Raw genomic sequence first — 16,136 nt, forward strand, 5'->3', positions numbered from 1 at the left:
GGATCACCTGACCCCTCGGTCTCCTGAAATTTGGAGGCTGAGGTGACTCGTTGGACCGTGCCGTATCCCAGCTGGGTTGCAGAGCGGATGGCTCGGACGCTCATGCCGGACTCCTGGAGGGACCGGATGACTTCCGCCTGAGATTCCTTTGGGGGGCGAAGGTTTAGGTTGCCGAACTCTCCCGCCACGTAGGCGTCCCAAGACGAGTAGCCCAGTGCAGTCCACGCCTTTCCTCGATAGGCCGCTTGGATGAGCCTGTAAACGTCGCTCAGCCCAGTCCTGATCCGACCGGTGAGTTCTCGTGCGGCGAGTTCGGTCAAGGTGGCGCCGGGGCCGCCGGCTGGTGCGGCCACCTGCACTTCAGTGCCCTTCATTTAGTCCCCCAATGTGATGGTCAGGTGAAGCGGTCGTCCTTCTCCTCCAGACCGTGGAGCAGAACCTCCAGCCGCACGCCAAGAAGGTGCGACAGGGCCAGCAGTTCTCCGATCCGGAAGTCAATCCGGCCTCGTAGTCGGGCTGATAAAGCGGTCTGCGGCATTCCGATCTGGTGGGCTGCCTCTGTCTGTGAGATCTCACGTCGGCTGAGTTCGGCCAGGACGTTTGCTCTTAGCTGCTTCTGATAGCTCATGCATTCATTTTCGGCTGTGCTGGCTCACATATCGACCATAAAGGATCGCCAAGGTGATGGCAAGCTCAATTAGTCTCTCTACACGCTTTGTGAGTCGCTAGTGCTATATCTTCAGTCTCTCAGCGACTAGACTAGAGGTTGTCGAGAGGCTTTGAGGCGGATCGCTTGGTCCGTACTGGAAGGCCTCACATGCCATCACTCAGGAGAACGTCATGCTTTTGCTGTTCATCGCTGCGGCCGCATATCTCTTAGTCGCTGCAGCAACGCGACCGATAAGCCTCGTGCTCGGCCTAATCCAGACCATCTCGTTCTTGGGTCTGCTCTTTGGCCTTGTGGGATGGTTCGGAGCTGCTCCCGACTTCACCTTCCTCTGGTACATCGCTGGGTGTGGAGCCCTATGGCTGTTTTCGACCTTCCTCCAGAGCAACTGGACTACCTGAACCGTCCTGCAAAGACACGCACGCGAGTCTGGGCGGTCGAACTGGAGGCAGCCCACGAAAGGTCGCCCCATGGCAATCGCGACACACCTCCCCATCCAGTTCAAGTGCGGTCACACCGAGACCAAGGACCTCGCGTCCACGCCTCCCGGCAAGCGCAGGGCCAAGGCATTCGGGCTGGGGAAGAACTTCATCTGTTCCCGGTGCTTCAAGGCCTCGCGGCGCGATGAGCTCGACAGGGACAACCGGGACCTGCCGGTCCAGGCGCAGGGATTCGAGGAGGACCACGGCCTGCCGGAACTGACCGGTTCGGAGGGACAGGTGCCGTGGGCGACGCGCCTGCGCTACCAGGTGCTCACGGACCTCATCGAGGCGGCCGACTCGCATCGGCCGGCCTTCGACGCCGGTCAGGTCATCGAGGTCGCCAAGTCCCTGGTCCGGGCCGGCTGGTGGATCGACAACACCCGAGACCCGGACCTGACCGTCGATGACCTCCTGACCCTGATCACCACCGCCATCGACGAGGCCGACCTCGTCGCCACCGAGAACCCGTTCTGAGGACCCCATGACCCTGCAGCCATCCACGACCATCCAGCCAGCCCTGTTCCCCGCGGAGGACCCCATGATCACCGTCAACGGCACCCGGGACTGCGTGCAGTGCACGCGGGCCACCGTCCTGCTGGACCGAGAGCACGTCCCGTACGAGTACATCGACCTGGCGCGGGAGGAGAACCAGCCCAAGCTGGCCGCACTACGCGCGGCAGGGTTCCAGCAGATGCCCGTCATCGAGACCCCCACCGAGCGCTTCAGCGGCTTCGACCCGGATCGGATCAAGAAGGCCGCGGTCGAGGTCCGCCAGTCCTTGGCCTCTCCGACGCCCGACCTCGACTCGCCATCCCTCGCTGCCCGGTGAGGGCGCGTGGATAGCGCCCCCTCACGCGAGAACGGCCAGCGGCCACCGGATTCCGGGGACCGCTGGCCGTTCTCGTGTGACACACACCCGTGCCCGGCCCCACGAACTCTTGGCGATAGCCCCCGTCCGTGAAGGAGAAACCCATGGTCCCCACCAGCACCCTGTGGCTCAATGCGAAGGTCACCTTGGTCGACCGCACCGGCACCCGCGTCCAGGCCGGTTCCCTGGAGGCCGCCACGGCGAAGATCGCCGGGCACTCCCACCAGTCCGTGCCCCTGCTTGCCCTGGCCGAGACCCACGCCACCGACCCCGGGTTCGCCTCCGGGTTGTGGCAACTGGTCGAGGGCCAGCTTGCCCCCGCATCCAAGGCAGGCGTGCCGGACTACCAGCTGGAGTACAGCGACTTCCATCTCACCGACGCTCAGGGCCAGCGGCTCTCCGCCGTGACCATGAGCACCCTGGGCGAGCTGGGCCAGGGCATGGCCACCAAGACCGGCCACCCGATCACGATCGACAGCCGCCTGCCGGGGGCGCGCGCGCACCGCTACGTGCCGGCCCCCGCCCAGGTGACCACCGGACCGGATGCGCCGAACACCCCCGCGACCCACCCGGGCCCCGGGACTGAGGCCAACGACCTTCCCCTGCCTGCCGCGGTCTCCGGCGAGTCCGCCGCGCCCGTGTCCACCGCCCAGGCCTTCGCCACCCGTACTCAGAACCGTCGCCAATCCTTGGCTCCGGCCCACACCGGATGGCGCGGGGCGCTGAACAGCACCTTGGGTCTGCGCCTGGCGCCCAGCGCCGGGGAACGACGGACCCGGGCGCTGCACGCCACCGTGCAAAAGGGCTTGCCCGGGCACCGCACGGCCGTGGTCGTGAACATCAAGGGCGGGGCCTCCAAGACCACGGCCACCTACCTACTGGCCGCCACCCTCGGCCGGGTCCGCGGCGGCATGGTGCTGGCCTGGGACAACAACGAGAACGCCGGGAACCTCGGCGACCGGGCCATACCTGCCGCGCACTCCCACACTGCCCTGGACCTGCTGGAGCACATCGAGGACTTCACCACCCCCGAGCACGCCGACAAGCTGGCCGGGTACATCCGCCCCCAGGGCGAGAACAAGTTCCACGTGCTGGCCTCCCAGAACGAGGCCGGGACCAAGGAGGTCATCGACGCCACCGCCTTCCGCCGGATGCACGCCGCGCTGCGCCAGTTCTACCAACTGGCCATCGTGGACACCGGCAACGCCTCCACCGCCGAGCCCTGGCAGGCCGCCGTCGATGTGGCCGATGTGCTGGTCGTGGCCATCTCCAACAAGGAAGACGCCGCCCGCCGGGCCTTCACCACCATCGACGCCCTGCGGGCTGAAGGCTACGGGGAGAAGCTGGCCAACGGGGTCGCGATCATCACCCAGCCCCGCACCGCCTCCACCCAACGCCTGGCCGAGATCCAGAACAGCCTCGCGGGTCTGGTCCGTTCCGTCGTCGTGGTTCCGTACGACCGGACCCTGGACGACGGCGGGGAGATCATCTGGGAGGCCCTGGCCCCGGCCACCCGGGACGCCTACCTGCGGGCCACGGCCGCCGTCGTTCAGGGCATGTGAGCCGATGCTGACCAAGTCCGCCGCCGGGCTGGGCTGTCTGGGCACCGCCCTGCTCGGGCTAATCCTGAGCGCGGTCCTGCTGCTGCTCACCCTGGCCGTGTTCGACGGTCCCGCGGCCGAGGGCGGGGTCTGCCGCCCCGAGGCCGGGACCGGGTCCGCGCCCGCCGAATACCAGCAGGACCTCGCCGAAGCCGCGGAACACTCGGGCATCCCCGTCGGCATCCTTGCCGCCCAGATCGACCAGGAATCCCGGTGGGACCCCCGCGCGGTCTCCCCGGTCGGAGCCCAAGGCCTGACCCAGTTCATGCCCGCCACCTGGGCCCAATGGGGCAACGGGGCCGACCCCTTCGACCCTCGGGCAGCCATCGCCGCCCAAGGCCGGTACATGAAGCACCTCCGCGCCCAGGTCGCCCCGCTGGCCCAGAACGAGAACGAGACCATCCGCCTGACCCTGGCCGCCTACAACGCCGGCCCCGGCGCCGTCCGGCAGCACCAGGGCATCCCCCCATTCCAGGAGACCCAGCAGTACGTCCAGAAGATCACCACCGCCGCCGGCGGGACCGGCGGCGCCGGCCTGTGCGACTCCCTGGGCCAGCTCACCGTCGCCGGCGTCGGCGTGGACGACTACCCCTACCGGGAGCCGGTCGGCGTCGACGGGTGGGGCCACGCCCGCAGCATTTTCGGGCACACCCAGCGCCAGTGCACCGACTTCGTGATGTGGCGCATCAACCAGTCCCTGGGCTGGAGCGAGGACCAGGGAGACCCGCCGTTCACCTTCGCCGCCCTCGGCGTCGGCTACGGCCCCGGCCAGAACGGGGCCGGGTCCTGGAAGGACATCCTCACCCAAGCCGAGGGCGTCACCTTCCACACCGACGATCCCCGTCCAGGGGACATCGCCTGGTGGGGATACGACGACATCGGCGGCGGCTACGGCCACGTCGGCTTCGTCGCCGCCGTGGACGGAGACACCGCCATCATCGAGCACTACAACCTCGCCACACCCAACACCTACTCGGTCACCCGCACCCCGGCCCACGAGGTGCCCGGCTACATCCGCCTGCCCGCCACCACCCAGGAATAGCTCACATGCGCTCCACCCGATTCATCCTCATCCTCACCGGCCTCGTCGCCGTCATCGCCCTGCTCACCACCGGCATCGTCTACGCCGTCAACCGGACCACCCAGCCGGAAGCCCCCGACGCCACCGCGGCCATGGCGGAGACTGCCGCGCCCCCGTCCGCCACTCCCACCGAGCCCGACACTGGCCGGGCCTGGGAGACCACCGCCCCGCCCACCACGGCCTCGAGTTCCCCCGTGCCCTCGACCAGGAAGCTTGACCGCAAGGGAATGAGCGCCGACGAACTCGTCACCACCGCCGCGCAGGTGATGACCACCTGGGACACCACCACCGACGTCTCGCCCACCGACGGCTACCGCCGGGCCCTGCCGCTGTTCGTGGCCGAGTACCGGGACATCTTCGTCACCCCCGCCAAGCCAGCCCTGCCCCGGGATTGGTGGGAGGCCGCCGAACGCGAGGCCAGCAGCACCCCTCGAGTCCAGATCACCGACACCTACGCCCACGGCGACACCACGACCTACTACGTCGTGGCCTCCTGGACGTGGCGCTCCGAGGACGGCTGGACCCTTACCCCCGACCCCGCACACATGACCTTCCAGGTCACCCAGGACAAGACCGGGCCTATCATCCGCAACTGGACCGACCAGCAGCTCCAGTAACGACACCGCCCGACTTTTCGGGCCAAATCCTTGGCGAATCATCGTTGGTCCTGAACACCTCTGACCAGCCCATCCGTTGGGTGGTGGCCGTCCTCCTCGCGCGCTCGGAGGACGGCATGCGGTCGGCCGCAAGCGGCCGGCTGTGGGCCGCGGACGCCGGAACGGCGTCGTCCCCGGCCGGGCCCTGACGGGCCCTATTTTTTTGCCTGCTGTCCTTCGGATTATGTGCCCCGGCTCCACCGGCGCAAGCCCCTCCGCTGGCGCTCCGGGGCCGGGCCCGGAGGAACTTCTGCTCGGCGGTCGCAAGCTCCCTTATTTCCTCGCAGAACTTCCCCCGGGCCCGCCCTGCGGGTTGCCCCGGTTCCGTCCGGGGCAAGCGAGCGAGCTCGCCAGCAGGCAAAAAACAACGGGGGAGAGGAACCGCGACCGGCTGGCGCCGCGGACCCCCACCACCCAAGGAGCAACCCATGAACGCTATCGCCTCATATCCGGTTGGCACCCCTCTCTCCGCGGTCCAGTACTTCGACCGGTCAATGAAGGTCTTCTTCCGCTGCCCCGAGCACCCGGCCACCACGTGGATGAGCAAGGACCCGTGGGTCTCGCACTGGTTTCCGGACGTATCCGTCGGGGGGACCTATGAGGTCTGCCGAGAGGCAGCCTGCGAAGTTCCCCTCGGCACCTGGACGCTCGTTCACGAGTACCAGCCCACCCGCAACGGCTGAGGCCACACGGCGCTGACACCGGAGCGAGACCCAGAAGGAAGAGCACAGATGACCACGCAGACCCTGAAGATGATCCCCCCGACCACACTGACCGTGGACACCAATGTCCGGACGCGAGCTCAGCTTGGCGCCGATTTCATCGCTTCCATCCGTGAGCACGGTGTCCTTCAGCCCGTGACCGCCTGTGACAAAGGCGGTGCCCTCCACGTCCTCATGGGCCAGCGTCGAACCCTCGCGGCCGTGGAGGCCGAAGTGGCCGAGATCCCTGTGTATATCGTTGAGAACCCTGACGAAGCAGACCGGTTGGCTAAGCAGATGGTGGAGAACGACCACAGGGCCGCGCTGGGGGCGCGGGACCGGGCTGAGGCCTTCCACCAGCTCTCCCTGCTCGGCATCAGCCCGGAGCAGATCGCCAAGCGCACAGCCACGCCCAAGGCCACCGTGCGGGCAGGCTTGACGGCCCTCGCCTCGGCCCAAGGCACCAGCGCACTGGATCAGGGCCTGACCCTCCTCCAGGCGGCCACCCTCTCGGAGTACGAAGACGACGCGGAAGCCACTGCGGACTTGCTGGACGCCGCAGCACGCGGTGAAGGCCACTTCGAGCATGCGGAGCGTCGCCATGCCAAGCGTCGAGCCGAACAGAAACTGCTGGCCGTGCGCAAAGCTGCCCTCGAAGCCGCAGGACAGACCGTAGTCACCGACCACGACGACTGGGTTCCTCTGCACAGGCTCATCACGGCCGCCGGCGAACGCCTCAGCGCGGAGCAGGCTAACGCCGTACGTCTGTCCATCCGCCACTCCTGGAACGACGATGCAGCGGACGAGGTTATCGAGGCTCCAGTGGTCATTGGGTGGCAGGAGGCTGGATACCGTGAGGCCCCCGGCTATGGAAGCACCGTCAGGAGCGGTCCCATGACCGACGAAGAGAAGGCGGAGCGACAGCAGCTCATCGAGCGGAACAAGGCAATGGTGGCCGCCAGCGAGGTGCGGCGGGCATTCCTCATCAAGATGCTGGCGGCCACCAAGCTGCCGGCGGACGCCTCCCAGTTCGTCGCCCGCGCCATCACGGCCTGGGCATATGACCTCTACCGGGCCCCCCAGCCTCTCGCCGCAGAACTGCTCGGCATGCCTGTGGCCGCTACTGCCTACGCCCCCCTGTCCGATCACACTCGCAAGACGAACCGGAAGCCAGACCACACGGTCCTCGCAATGTGCTTGGCGGGAATCGAGCACACCATGGCTAAAGACTGCTGGCGAAACCCCACGAGCGCGCACACCGAATACCTCGAAACGCTGGTCACGTGGGGATACACCCTCAGCGATGTAGAGGCGCTGCTGGTCAGCCCGGCCGAGTGAGGTCCCCGGGCGGGGAGGGCGCGGTCCCTCCCCGCCTCAGCGGCGAATCACCCACCGTGCCATCGGGGCGGCACCCGACCTGAAGAGGGCTTGACGGGCGCCTCGTCCCTAGTGGTTCTGGGAGTCCTCGAGCAGGGCAGCAATAGCCGCCAAGGTCTCATCGTCCACATCCGCCAGCGTGCGAGTGGCGAACTCGCGGACTCGAGCGCGCCTCATGGCCGCGAGCAGTTCCAGCTCATGCTGGATACGTTCAGGCAAGGGGCCATCTTCGGTCAGCAGGTAAGCAGGGTTGACGTTGAAGAAATCCGCGAGAGCTTCGAGGAGCTCGCGCGGCTGAGGAACCGTCGAGTCCCCCACTTTGAGGTGGTGCCACCGAGTGCGGGACAGCTTGACGCCCTTCTGGGCCAGAGCCTCGGCAATATCGTGGAATTCGAACTTCCTCCCTTCGGAGGTGGTCATCACGTCGAGCAGGAGCCCAATCTTCCGGCTCAGCACCTGGGACGCCCGGAGATTCCGCGCCGCTTCACTTTCGCTTGCCATGGTTATGCCACTACTTTCTTGAGGAGATCGGCGGGGGTACCGACCAAGAGGCCCAAGCCTTCGCACCAGGATTCGATTTCACGGTCCCACAAGGCAGGATCGCTGTTCCATTCAAGCGTGTGGTGAGCCCGATCGAACTCCACCAGTCGCGCGTGGCCCAGATTTCGTTCCACCAGCTGCCGGGACAGTTCCACGGGCACGCTTCGGTCCGCCGTGCCGTGGAACACCAAGAACGGCAGTTGAGGATCAGTCCCTGCCGAGACGCCCGGAAGCTCGTTCCAGCGGACGTAGGGCTCGCCCCAGCGGATCAGGTTGAATCCCGCGAGGGCCCATCGGGCCAGCCAGCGGGGCACCCCGAGGCCCGCCAAAGCCGCCCGGGTGATCGACTTCCAGTCCAGGGCCGGCGACACGAGGACGGCCCCCCGCACCTCCGGTCTCGGCGCACGATGGAGAGTCTGGAGGACGATCGAGGCTCCTAGAGACCATCCGACGTACACGATGTCTCTCGCGCCCGCTGCCAACGCATGCTCCTGGGCGCGCGCCACGTCCCGCCATTCGGTGAGGCCGAGGTGGCTGTGACGCGAGGTCGCCAGGGCATCGAGCGAGGTCCGATACGTCGGAACGAGAGAGGTGAACCCGAGGCCTGCGACGGTCTTGACGCCCCGCAGCGTTTGGCTTCGCCTGCTGCCTAGACCATGCACGTGGATGACCCACACGTTCTCGCGACCTCCGGGGCGGCCGCCCACTTTCCACAGACGCTGAGGGCCTTCCTCAACCTCGAGGTACGGCAGGCCGAAGGCCGCCGGTGTCTCTCCCAGATGGCCGCCAAGTCGGCCCCTCCCCTCCGTGCGCAATGGCGCAGTGTCCCCGGCGACGACGCGTCTGCGGATCGTCTTCATGTGCACTTCCGGCGGGCCCAACACCAGTCGCTGCCGACCGCCGGCTGTCACGAGGTCCAGCTCTCCGGGGTGGGCGGCGAAGCTGCCCTCTGGAAAGGTCACCCACTCCCCCGCCGCATCGGCGCCCACTTCGGTCACTTCGATGAAGCGGTCGGCCTGGCGAGCATCAGTAACTCGCGACCGGAGCACCCGTCCCAGTGCCGCGGTCAGGGCGAGACAGACACAGGCACCCCCGAGGAGGAAACGCGGACCGGGCATCATGAGGCGTCGCCTTTCCGCAGGCACAACGTCTCCGCATCCTGGAGGTGCTTCCAGTCAGCACTCGAGACCCGATCCGCGGCCTCGCCGTGCACGTTGAGGCAGTCATGGATCTCAACCACCATCCGATGGAGGCGTTCGGTCGCCTGGGAGGGTCCCCGCGACGGTGAAGTCCTCACGTGCCTTCCGCTCCCGACGAGGCTCACTGACGGGGTCTGGGCCACGGTCGCGGTCCAGAGACGGTGGACCTCTGGCTCGATCGCGCGGATCTTCCTCAGTCGTTGCATCACCTGGACCTGGCGCACGAGCGGAGGAACCGAGAGTCCTCCACACAGGAGGCCCATCGTCGCGACGAACAGATAGTCGTAGACATACCCGAGGCTGCGCATGAGCTCCAGTTGTCCGGCCACGTGGCTGACGTCCATGATGACCACAGACAGGCACAGCGCCAAGGCGGCCGCGCACCCGGCCCCCGTGAGGGTAAACCCGATCCTGAACCTCGGCTGGATCATGCGAGGCACGTTGCGAACGCAGGTAGCGAGCGTCCCCAGCATCACACCACCGATGAAGACGTACTGCACGGCCGAATACAGGCCGGCCGCCAGTTGGTCACCGTAGTCGAGCATGAAGGTGGTGGAAGGCTCAGGAGCGTCGATGCGCGAGAAGGCGAGGACCATGACCAGGATGGTCACGACGGCCGCGGCACGGGTCCGGTTCGCCTCCCCTTCCCTAGCCATGCCGGCAGCGGAGGCTCCTCGGCGAATGGCGGAGGCTAGATAACCCACGCCGACCACCAACAAGAGATTCGCCCACAGATCTAGCGCGTTCGGCGGCAGCCACGTGGACGCCCAAAGGTAGATGAGCTCGATATTCGTGGTCATCGAGACCGCGATGACGCCAGCCGACCACAGGAGCGTGTTGTCAGGCCGCTGCTTGGCACGCAGCATCAGGATGAGCACGAGGCTCCACATCAGCGCCGCTACTAGGATCGCCATCATTCGAAGAGTGCTCCATATCCGCAGATTTCTTCTCTGGCGCTGTCTCGGATTGCGGCCGCCAAGAGGTCCGCCAAGTACTCAGCGGTCACCTCCAGATCGCAGCGAAAGTCTCCCCGTGCCAAAGCCCGCTGCACTACCTCACCGGAGATTTCTCTGAAGACGCTGATCCCCTGCCACGTCGCTTCCTTGGCTTCATCGTGACGCAGGATCATGTGGGCGATTTCATGCAGCACCATTTGCTGGCGGTGCAGTCGGCCCCGGGTGACCGAGTGGTAGACGACATCGACGTCTTCCCGGGGCACCCACAGCCCACAGATGGCCTTGCCCGCCAACTTGCTGGTCTCGATGATCTTCATTCGACGGCCGCGGACCGCTTCAACGTGAGCGATCAAGGCCTCGAGCGTGAGCCGTGGCGGCAGGTGCAAGGCATCGAAGGCACCTTGGGCCTCTGCGCGCAATCGCTCCATGTGTCCCTCGTCGTCGGATGTCTATGACTAGTATAGTTCGGAACATGTTCCGCGCATGCTCAACCACCGCCTGGGAGCCGTTGAATGCACGCGCGTCGCATGATCTAGATCTAGTACTTCCTATGTAGGGTGGTCCCATGTCCAGTCCCAATCGGCGCAAGCGCGGCACTCCCACCGTGGGGATCCAGGTCAACATCAGCCCTGATGTCAAACAAAAGATTGACGCCTACGCGGCGGCGGCTGACGCCCCCCAGTGGGCTGTCATTGAGGCCGCCATCCGAGCAGGCACCCCCGACGAAACCGGCATCCCTGTCGGCTGGGACCTGCCCAGGCACCCCGCGCTGCTGCTGGCCGAGCCGCACCGACCCGGAGGTGAGCCCATGCGGCGCACCGCCTAAATACAGCGAACCCCCGCCCTTGGCCGGGCGGGGGTTCGGAGTCTGAATGCCTGATCTGTCGAAAGTTTGGCGACCCAGTCAGATCAAGCGATGTGAAAAGTCCCGGTTGGCAGCCGGTACTTCCTTTTGTCTACCCAGGAGGCGACCCCGGGAGGTGACCCCATCATAACAACAGCGCGCGATAATGCATCTCTTGGCGACCGAGGCGCAGCGTGGAGCCTGACACGTGCCCTGAGCCCGCGCCCGAGCGTGCGCGTGGCGGTGGCCGACGCTAGTGGCACGGTGCTAAACCAGTACGTCAGCCATCGGCGCATCGCCGGGGACGCCCCGGCCCATCCTTGGGCGGTGTACCTAACCGCCAGCGACCACCGCTACCGCCTGCTGGCCTTCGACCTCGATGCCAAGACCCCTGAAAGCGCTGTTGCTGCTGCGCACGATGCCGAGACTCTGGCCCAACTGCTCGCCGGGGTAGGCCTCTCCCCCGTGGTCTGTGCGTCCGGGCCCTCCGGCGGCCGCCACGTCTGGACGGCCGTGGCCGACTCCGTTGACCCGGACACCGTTGCCACTCTGGCCCGCCTGGCCCGGCACCTGTGCCCCACCCTCGACCTGGCGCCGCTGACGAACCCAGCCACCGGGTGCGTCCGTCCTCCCGGAACCCCCCACCGCGCCGGAGGCACGTCAGCCGTCCTCGCCGGGGATCTGGACCATCTGCTGAATCCCACAGGGACTGCCGCCGCCGTCCGCCAAGTGGTTGAGCAGCTGGCCACGCTCGTCGGAGCCGCCGAACCAATCGGCTCTCACGAGGCCCACCGGCCCCTCCCGCTGGACGAGCATGGCCACCCCTACCTGCCGGGCCCTCGCCGTGAGCTTCCCGCCGTCAGCAAGGGAGCACTCAACGAGGACGCCTCCAACGGAGACGCCTCGGCGGTTCTCTGGCGTGTGCTCATCGGGGCCGCTTCTGCCCGCTGGAGACATGCCGATATCGCTGCTCTTGTCAGCGCTAGCCCTGGCCTAGAGCACCTGCGTACTTACCGGCTTTCCACTGGCACCGGCACCCAACGAATGCGACGCGATCCTCGGGGGGTTGCCGCCACCTTGGCCCGGCAGTGGGCCAAGGCCGTGTCTCACGTGGCCACCACACCCCGCCAGATCGGTGATGACCCCACCTTTGACGCCCGTGCCGACGCCATCGCCGCCCACGTCCGTGATGTGCAGAGCCGCGCTGACGCCGCGGCCGGCCGTTGGGCCCGCGGCCGCGGACCCGCTGACCGCCGGGTGCTCGATGTCCTGTCTGTTCTGGCGCTCCAAGCCCTCACCCCGGACCTCGAGGCGGATATCCGCCGTCTGGGGCTGCTGGCAGGCCTCGGCCGTGAGACGGCCCGAGTAGCCCTGCACCGGTTAGCGGCGGACGGATGGGTCAGCAAGGTCCGTGAGGCCGAAGGATCCCGTGGCGCTTGCTGGAGACTGAACCCCCACCGCGATATCCACAGTGAGCAGGCTAGTGGTCGGTCACAAGCGGACCCGCGCCCCGCAGGGGCCGGGGCCGCTGAACGAATCACCCTGCTTGAATCCCTCACTTACAGAACTCTGGCCTGCACCCACGACGTCTTCACCTTGGGTCCCGGCCTCGGCCATGCAGCAGGCAACCTCTACGCCAGGGCTACATCAGCTCCTCGGTCTCTGACACAGCTCGCCCAAGAGCTGGGCACTACCAGCGACCACGCAGCTGTCCTGCTGGACCGCCTTACCGAGGTCGGCCTGCTCCGCCACTCCCCCGCCGGATGGTCCCGGAGCCTCGCAGACCGTCGCCGTGTCGCCGCCAAACGGCTGGGCGTGGAAGGACGCCTGGCAGAACGAAGCGCCAGGTATCGGCTCGAGCGCGAGCTGTGGGCCTGGTGGCAGGCCGAGCGCGTCTGGATGCAGGCACCGCGGCGGGCCGCAGCGAGCAGGCGGGCCGGCCCCGGTCAGTTGAGCTTGCTTCCCCAACTCGGCACGAACACCTACGGGGCCCATCCCCGCCGTCCTGACGGTAAAGCGGATTTCCAGCAGGCACGCCACGAACTGAGCAACGGCGCTGTGCGCCGTGGCTCTCGACGGGCTACCGCCCCGGCACGGGCCGCGTAAGCGAGAACCATGATGGCTTTTTGATATCAGAGTGCCTGTGCTTTCATTCTGATATCACAATGATATGGCATCGGTATGTCAGGGCCGTAGCCTCATCCCGAGGTACATTTCGCCGGGGGCGGCATGACTGTCAACGAATCGGGCCGCCAGCCAGTCGTTGTCCGTTCTCCCGATTCGCCTCAGAAATCGCACGCCGGCCCGATCCTAGGAGACCGTGATGCTGCACCCCGAACCTGCCCAGAATGTCCTGGTTGACCTGCTCCTGGGCAACACCAACGAGCACCCCCACCACTGGCACAAGCCCCGACGCGGCCACTGCAAATACTGCGGGCTGCAGATCATCTGGATCTTCACCGAGAGGGATCGGAGCTACCCCTTCGACCTCCGCGAATACGATGCCTTTGGCTTGCCCCCGGAATGCCAATGGCGAATCTCGACAGGCCGCCCCACCGCCATCCAACGCCCTGGCGAAAAGCCTGGCAGTCAGGTACTTGTCCCCCACTTCTACGTCTGTCCCCAGCGGGAAGGCTCGCACTCCACTGCGCTTCAGCGCATCCGCGAGGCCAACCGCGAACGAGCGTACGCCGAATCTGAGGACGCCGCGACCACTGTATGACTGGGCCGGTGGATTTGGGTACCAAGCTCGGTTGGTCGAAGGCCTGCCGTCGACCACGGTCGCTGAGGCCATGAAGGTGCCCGCGGCTGCCGAACCGCTGGTGGGGGCTATCCCCCACCAGCATGCATTCGCCCTGGTGTCAGCTAGATATCACTCTGCTATCTAGTGTCATATTGATATCGGCTGTGAGTGCTACTACCCTGATATCAGGGCGATAGCGTTTCGCTACTGATAGCACTGTACTTTCACTCTGAAAGCGTGGAGAAAATATGATCCTCCTCATCGGCAGCCAGAAGGGCGGACCCGGCAAGACCACCGTGGCCGTAAACCTCGCCGTGGAGTATGCAAGGCAGGGCAAGGACGTATGCCTGGTCGATGCCGACCAGCAGCGGTCCGCGGCTCGATGGCACGCTGATCGCGAGGAGCAGGGCCACCAGCCGCCTATCGTCTGCCTCGAGAAGCTGGGCAACATTCACGGCACTCTGGTTGAACTGGCCGGTCGCTATGAGGTCGTGATCGTCGACGTGGCAGGCAAGGACAGCAGGGAGATGCGCACCGCTATGACCGCGGCCGACAAGATGATCGTGGTCGTGCGCCCGAGTCAATTCGATCTGGACACCTTGAGCCACATGGCGGACGTGATCGAGCAGGCGATGGACATCAATCCGGGCCTGGAGGTTCGCGGACTCATCGCCCAGGCCCCCTCGAATCCCTCCGTGACCGAACGCACGGACGCTCGGGAGTACCTGGCGGACTATCCGCAGATCACCGCGCTGGAGACGGTCCTCTACGAGCGGAAGGCCTACCGCGATGTGGTGGGTGAGGGCCTAGGGGTCGTGGAGTGGTCCAACCCCAAGGCAAAGGCTGAGATTCAGGAGCTGGCAGCGGAGGTCCAGGCGTAATGGCAATCAAGAAGCGGTCCAAGTCGGCTGTCATCGAAGCCTTCGGCGAGGCTGCCGAGCGACCGGTAGGGAGTGGACAGGACTCTCGTGATTCTGAGGGTGTTGTAGTCGCGCCGGCCCGGTCCTCGCGGTCCGCCTCAACGGGGCGTCGCGAGGCGGCGGGGGAGTGGCCGGAGGGCGTTGCGCGCACGATGCTCATCCGCTGGCCCGATCCGGAGCTGGCCGCCGAGCTGGACGCCGTTGCCAAGATGGACGACCGGAGTCAGCATGCCACTGCGATCCGCGCCCTGAGGCGAGGGCTCGAGGCTATCAAGGGCGAAATTCGGGCATAATCGCTCGGCCCCCTCGCTATCTCACTGCTATTTGTGTGATATCAGGGCGATAGCGCGGAAACTAGGGGTAGCTTGCATGTCATCGCTCTCATTCCTGGTGATCGGGGAAAGCGCCAGCAAGGAACCTGCCGATCCAGCCAAGCGCCTCGTTCCGCCCCGAGCTCCCCGGCCTGGGAACCTAGGCGTTGGTTCCTGAGCCAGTCCGCGAGTACGCGCTCAGGGGAGTCGGCGACTCGGCTACTCGCGGGGCAACGACCTCGCTCCTGATGGAAGCGCAGCACCTCGACCAAGGTGAGTCGCCACTTCGCCTCGTTCTCGATGGTGCGGTCATCGACCCGCCAGGACGGCAGCACCCGGTCCAGGGCGTTCATCCGGTGGGCCAGTAACCTTCCTGCGCCGTGCTTGGAGCGCTGGGTGGTGAGCCAGTGGGCCAGCGCCCACTCCGACCCCGGCCCCCGATCGGTCTCGTTCCGGGGTGAGTGCGGGCGACGGTGGTGCTCGGCCAGGAACGCCTCGAGCTGGGTTAGCCTGGCCCGCCACCGCCGGTCCGTGTCCGCGTACCCGACCGGCCGGGGCACCGGCCGGTCATGCACCAACACCGGTGCCGGGGCCGGCCCGCCGCGGATCGCCTCGCCGCGGCGGCGCACGTAATCGCGCACGTACTTGGCGTCGATGTCATTGAGTCGGGCGATGATCGCGAACGGAATGCCGGCGTCGGCCATCAGCACCCACTCCGGGTGCGGCCTCGGACTCCTCTTCACGGCCGTGAGCATAGCCGCATCGACGCATCATGAGGGGGTGCCGCGGTGGTGGGTTGGGTGGTGGCCGTCCTCCTCGCGCGCTCGGAGGACGGCATGCGGTCGGCCGCAAGCGGCCGGCTGTGGGCCGCGGACGCCGGAACGGCGTCGTCCCCGGCCGGGCCCTGACGGGCCCTATTTTTTTGCCTGCTGTCCTTCGGATTATGTGCCCCGGCTCCACCGGCGCAAGCCCCTCCGCTGGCGCTCCGGGGCCGGGCCCGGAGGAACTTCTGCTCGGCGGTCGCAAGCTCCCTTATTTCCTCGCAGAACTTCCCCCGGGCCCGCCCTGCGGGTTGCCCCGGTTCCGTCCGGGGCAAGCGAGCGAGCTCGCCAGCAGGCAAAAAACAACGGGGGAGAGGAACCGCGACCGGCTGGCGCCGCGGACCCCCACCACCCAAGGAGCAACCCATG

The 16,136-nt window shown here is 66.7% G+C and carries 19 protein-coding genes; 12 read left to right on the forward strand and 7 right to left on the reverse strand.

Features of this window, described 5'->3' with window-relative positions:
* Positions 1–394: 394 nt before the first annotated feature.
* Entirely contained in the window at positions 395–628 is a 234-nt protein-coding gene (locus tag RE421_RS16675; protein ID WP_309817940.1) for a helix-turn-helix transcriptional regulator, read from the reverse strand.
* 212 nt (positions 629–840) lie between these two features.
* Here RE421_RS16675 and RE421_RS16680 point away from each other — a divergent pair, with 212 nt between their 5' ends.
* The 8 genes from RE421_RS16680 to RE421_RS16715 all read left to right on the forward strand — a co-directional run bounded on the left by RE421_RS16680 (position 841) and on the right by RE421_RS16715 (position 7,394).
* Entirely contained in the window at positions 841–1,068 is a 228-nt protein-coding gene (locus RE421_RS16680; protein WP_309817943.1) for a hypothetical protein, read from the forward strand.
* A gap of 69 nt (positions 1,069–1,137) precedes the next feature.
* Positions 1,138–1,623: a hypothetical protein gene (locus RE421_RS16685; protein WP_309817947.1), complete on the forward strand. Its 486-nt coding sequence runs from the start codon at positions 1,138–1,140 to the stop codon at positions 1,621–1,623.
* A gap of 7 nt (positions 1,624–1,630) precedes the next feature.
* A complete protein-coding gene (locus RE421_RS16690; protein ID WP_309817950.1) occupies positions 1,631–1,978 on the forward strand; it encodes a glutaredoxin family protein in 348 nt (115 codons plus the stop codon).
* A 143-nt stretch (positions 1,979–2,121) separates the two neighbouring features.
* The gene (locus RE421_RS16695) at positions 2,122–3,579 is read left to right on the forward strand and encodes a hypothetical protein (RefSeq protein WP_309817952.1); all 1,458 of its coding nucleotides are present in this window, start codon (positions 2,122–2,124) and stop codon (positions 3,577–3,579) included.
* 4 nt (positions 3,580–3,583) lie between these two features.
* Positions 3,584–4,660, forward strand: coding sequence for a transglycosylase SLT domain-containing protein (locus RE421_RS16700; RefSeq protein WP_309817955.1), 1,077 nt, complete (start codon positions 3,584–3,586; stop codon positions 4,658–4,660).
* Positions 4,661–4,665: 5 nt separating this feature from the next.
* Positions 4,666–5,316 carry a hypothetical protein gene (locus tag RE421_RS16705; RefSeq protein WP_309817958.1) on the forward strand — a complete coding sequence of 217 codons (651 nt, stop codon included), beginning with the start codon at positions 4,666–4,668 and terminating at the stop codon, positions 5,314–5,316.
* A gap of 467 nt (positions 5,317–5,783) precedes the next feature.
* Positions 5,784–6,038, forward strand: a complete 255-nt coding sequence (locus RE421_RS16710; protein ID WP_309817961.1) for a hypothetical protein — start codon at positions 5,784–5,786, stop codon at positions 6,036–6,038.
* Positions 6,039–6,086: 48 nt separating this feature from the next.
* Positions 6,087–7,394: a ParB/RepB/Spo0J family partition protein gene (locus RE421_RS16715; RefSeq protein WP_309817963.1), complete on the forward strand. Its 1,308-nt coding sequence runs from the start codon at positions 6,087–6,089 to the stop codon at positions 7,392–7,394.
* 108 nt (positions 7,395–7,502) lie between these two features.
* On the opposite strand, the gene RE421_RS16720 is transcribed toward RE421_RS16715, so the two are convergent.
* The 4 genes from RE421_RS16720 to RE421_RS16735 are packed head-to-tail and all read right to left on the reverse strand — an operon-like array spanning position 7,503 to position 10,556.
* The gene (locus RE421_RS16720) at positions 7,503–7,934 is read right to left on the reverse strand and encodes a hypothetical protein (RefSeq protein WP_309817966.1); all 432 of its coding nucleotides are present in this window, start codon (positions 7,932–7,934) and stop codon (positions 7,503–7,505) included.
* A gap of 2 nt (positions 7,935–7,936) precedes the next feature.
* Positions 7,937–9,094, reverse strand: coding sequence for a hypothetical protein (locus tag RE421_RS16725; protein WP_309817973.1), 1,158 nt, complete (start codon positions 9,092–9,094; stop codon positions 7,937–7,939).
* Positions 9,091–10,089: a DUF6545 domain-containing protein gene (locus tag RE421_RS16730; protein ID WP_309817977.1), complete on the reverse strand. Its 999-nt coding sequence runs from the start codon at positions 10,087–10,089 to the stop codon at positions 9,091–9,093. Before RE421_RS16730 ends, RE421_RS16725 begins: the two co-directional genes overlap by 4 nt.
* Entirely contained in the window at positions 10,086–10,556 is a 471-nt protein-coding gene (locus tag RE421_RS16735) for a hypothetical protein (RefSeq protein WP_309817979.1), read from the reverse strand. Before RE421_RS16735 ends, RE421_RS16730 begins: the two co-directional genes overlap by 4 nt.
* 137 nt (positions 10,557–10,693) lie before the next feature.
* On the opposite strand from RE421_RS16735, the gene RE421_RS16740 reads away from it, so the two are divergent.
* Positions 10,694–10,954, forward strand: coding sequence for a hypothetical protein (locus tag RE421_RS16740; RefSeq protein WP_309817984.1), 261 nt, complete (start codon positions 10,694–10,696; stop codon positions 10,952–10,954).
* A 678-nt stretch (positions 10,955–11,632) separates the two neighbouring features.
* On the opposite strand, the gene RE421_RS16745 is transcribed toward RE421_RS16740, so the two are convergent.
* The gene (locus RE421_RS16745; protein ID WP_309817988.1) at positions 11,633–11,788 is read right to left on the reverse strand and encodes a hypothetical protein; all 156 of its coding nucleotides are present in this window, start codon (positions 11,786–11,788) and stop codon (positions 11,633–11,635) included.
* Positions 11,789–13,295: 1,507 nt separating this feature from the next.
* Here RE421_RS16745 and RE421_RS16750 point away from each other — a divergent pair.
* The 3 genes from RE421_RS16750 (at position 13,296) to RE421_RS16760 (ending at position 14,928) form a co-directional block, all read left to right on the forward strand.
* Positions 13,296–13,694 carry a DUF6083 domain-containing protein gene (locus RE421_RS16750; RefSeq protein WP_309817991.1) on the forward strand — a complete coding sequence of 133 codons (399 nt, stop codon included), beginning with the start codon at positions 13,296–13,298 and terminating at the stop codon, positions 13,692–13,694.
* A 269-nt stretch (positions 13,695–13,963) separates the two neighbouring features.
* The gene (locus RE421_RS16755; protein WP_309817994.1) at positions 13,964–14,596 is read left to right on the forward strand and encodes an AAA family ATPase; all 633 of its coding nucleotides are present in this window, start codon (positions 13,964–13,966) and stop codon (positions 14,594–14,596) included.
* Positions 14,596–14,928 (forward strand): hypothetical protein, encoded by a 333-nt coding sequence (locus tag RE421_RS16760; RefSeq protein ID WP_309817996.1) that lies wholly within the window; start codon positions 14,596–14,598, stop codon positions 14,926–14,928. Before RE421_RS16755 ends, RE421_RS16760 begins: the two co-directional genes overlap by 1 nt.
* Positions 14,929–14,969: 41 nt before the next feature.
* Here RE421_RS16760 and RE421_RS16765 read toward each other — a convergent pair whose 3' ends face one another.
* Positions 14,970–15,689 carry a helicase associated domain-containing protein gene (locus RE421_RS16765; RefSeq protein WP_309817999.1) on the reverse strand — a complete coding sequence of 240 codons (720 nt, stop codon included), beginning with the start codon at positions 15,687–15,689 and terminating at the stop codon, positions 14,970–14,972.
* Between the last annotated feature and the right edge of the window lie 447 nt (positions 15,690–16,136).

Source organism: Citricoccus sp. I39-566, from assembly GCF_031432995.1.
Lineage (GTDB): Bacteria > Actinomycetota > Actinomycetes > Actinomycetales > Micrococcaceae > Citricoccus > Citricoccus nitrophenolicus_A.

What these genes read in the sequence shown, in the direction of transcription:
- RE421_RS16715 (WP_309817963.1), top strand. Translation starts at nt 6,087, where the DNA reads ATGACCACGCAGACCCTGAAGATGATCCCCCCGACCACACTGACCGTG.
- RE421_RS16700 (WP_309817955.1), top strand. Translation starts at nt 3,584, where the DNA reads ATGCTGACCAAGTCCGCCGCCGGGCTGGGCTGTCTGGGCACCGCCCTG.
- RE421_RS16755 (WP_309817994.1), top strand. Translation starts at nt 13,964, where the DNA reads ATGATCCTCCTCATCGGCAGCCAGAAGGGCGGACCCGGCAAGACCACC.
- RE421_RS16710 (WP_309817961.1), top strand. Translation starts at nt 5,784, where the DNA reads ATGAACGCTATCGCCTCATATCCGGTTGGCACCCCTCTCTCCGCGGTC.
- RE421_RS16685 (WP_309817947.1), top strand. Translation starts at nt 1,138, where the DNA reads ATGGCAATCGCGACACACCTCCCCATCCAGTTCAAGTGCGGTCACACC.
- RE421_RS16745 (WP_309817988.1), bottom strand. Translation starts at nt 11,788, where the DNA reads ATGCTCGTCCAGCGGGAGGGGCCGGTGGGCCTCGTGAGAGCCGATTGG.
- RE421_RS16720 (WP_309817966.1), bottom strand. Translation starts at nt 7,934, where the DNA reads ATGGCAAGCGAAAGTGAAGCGGCGCGGAATCTCCGGGCGTCCCAGGTG.
- RE421_RS16675 (WP_309817940.1), bottom strand. Translation starts at nt 628, where the DNA reads ATGAGCTATCAGAAGCAGCTAAGAGCAAACGTCCTGGCCGAACTCAGC.
- RE421_RS16730 (WP_309817977.1), bottom strand. Translation starts at nt 10,089, where the DNA reads ATGATGGCGATCCTAGTAGCGGCGCTGATGTGGAGCCTCGTGCTCATC.
- RE421_RS16725 (WP_309817973.1), bottom strand. Translation starts at nt 9,094, where the DNA reads ATGATGCCCGGTCCGCGTTTCCTCCTCGGGGGTGCCTGTGTCTGTCTC.
- RE421_RS16735 (WP_309817979.1), bottom strand. Translation starts at nt 10,556, where the DNA reads ATGGAGCGATTGCGCGCAGAGGCCCAAGGTGCCTTCGATGCCTTGCAC.
- RE421_RS16740 (WP_309817984.1), top strand. Translation starts at nt 10,694, where the DNA reads ATGTCCAGTCCCAATCGGCGCAAGCGCGGCACTCCCACCGTGGGGATC.
- RE421_RS16705 (WP_309817958.1), top strand. Translation starts at nt 4,666, where the DNA reads ATGCGCTCCACCCGATTCATCCTCATCCTCACCGGCCTCGTCGCCGTC.
- RE421_RS16690 (WP_309817950.1), top strand. Translation starts at nt 1,631, where the DNA reads ATGACCCTGCAGCCATCCACGACCATCCAGCCAGCCCTGTTCCCCGCG.
- RE421_RS16695 (WP_309817952.1), top strand. Translation starts at nt 2,122, where the DNA reads ATGGTCCCCACCAGCACCCTGTGGCTCAATGCGAAGGTCACCTTGGTC.
- RE421_RS16680 (WP_309817943.1), top strand. Translation starts at nt 841, where the DNA reads ATGCTTTTGCTGTTCATCGCTGCGGCCGCATATCTCTTAGTCGCTGCA.
- RE421_RS16760 (WP_309817996.1), top strand. Translation starts at nt 14,596, where the DNA reads ATGGCAATCAAGAAGCGGTCCAAGTCGGCTGTCATCGAAGCCTTCGGC.
- RE421_RS16750 (WP_309817991.1), top strand. Translation starts at nt 13,296, where the DNA reads ATGCTGCACCCCGAACCTGCCCAGAATGTCCTGGTTGACCTGCTCCTG.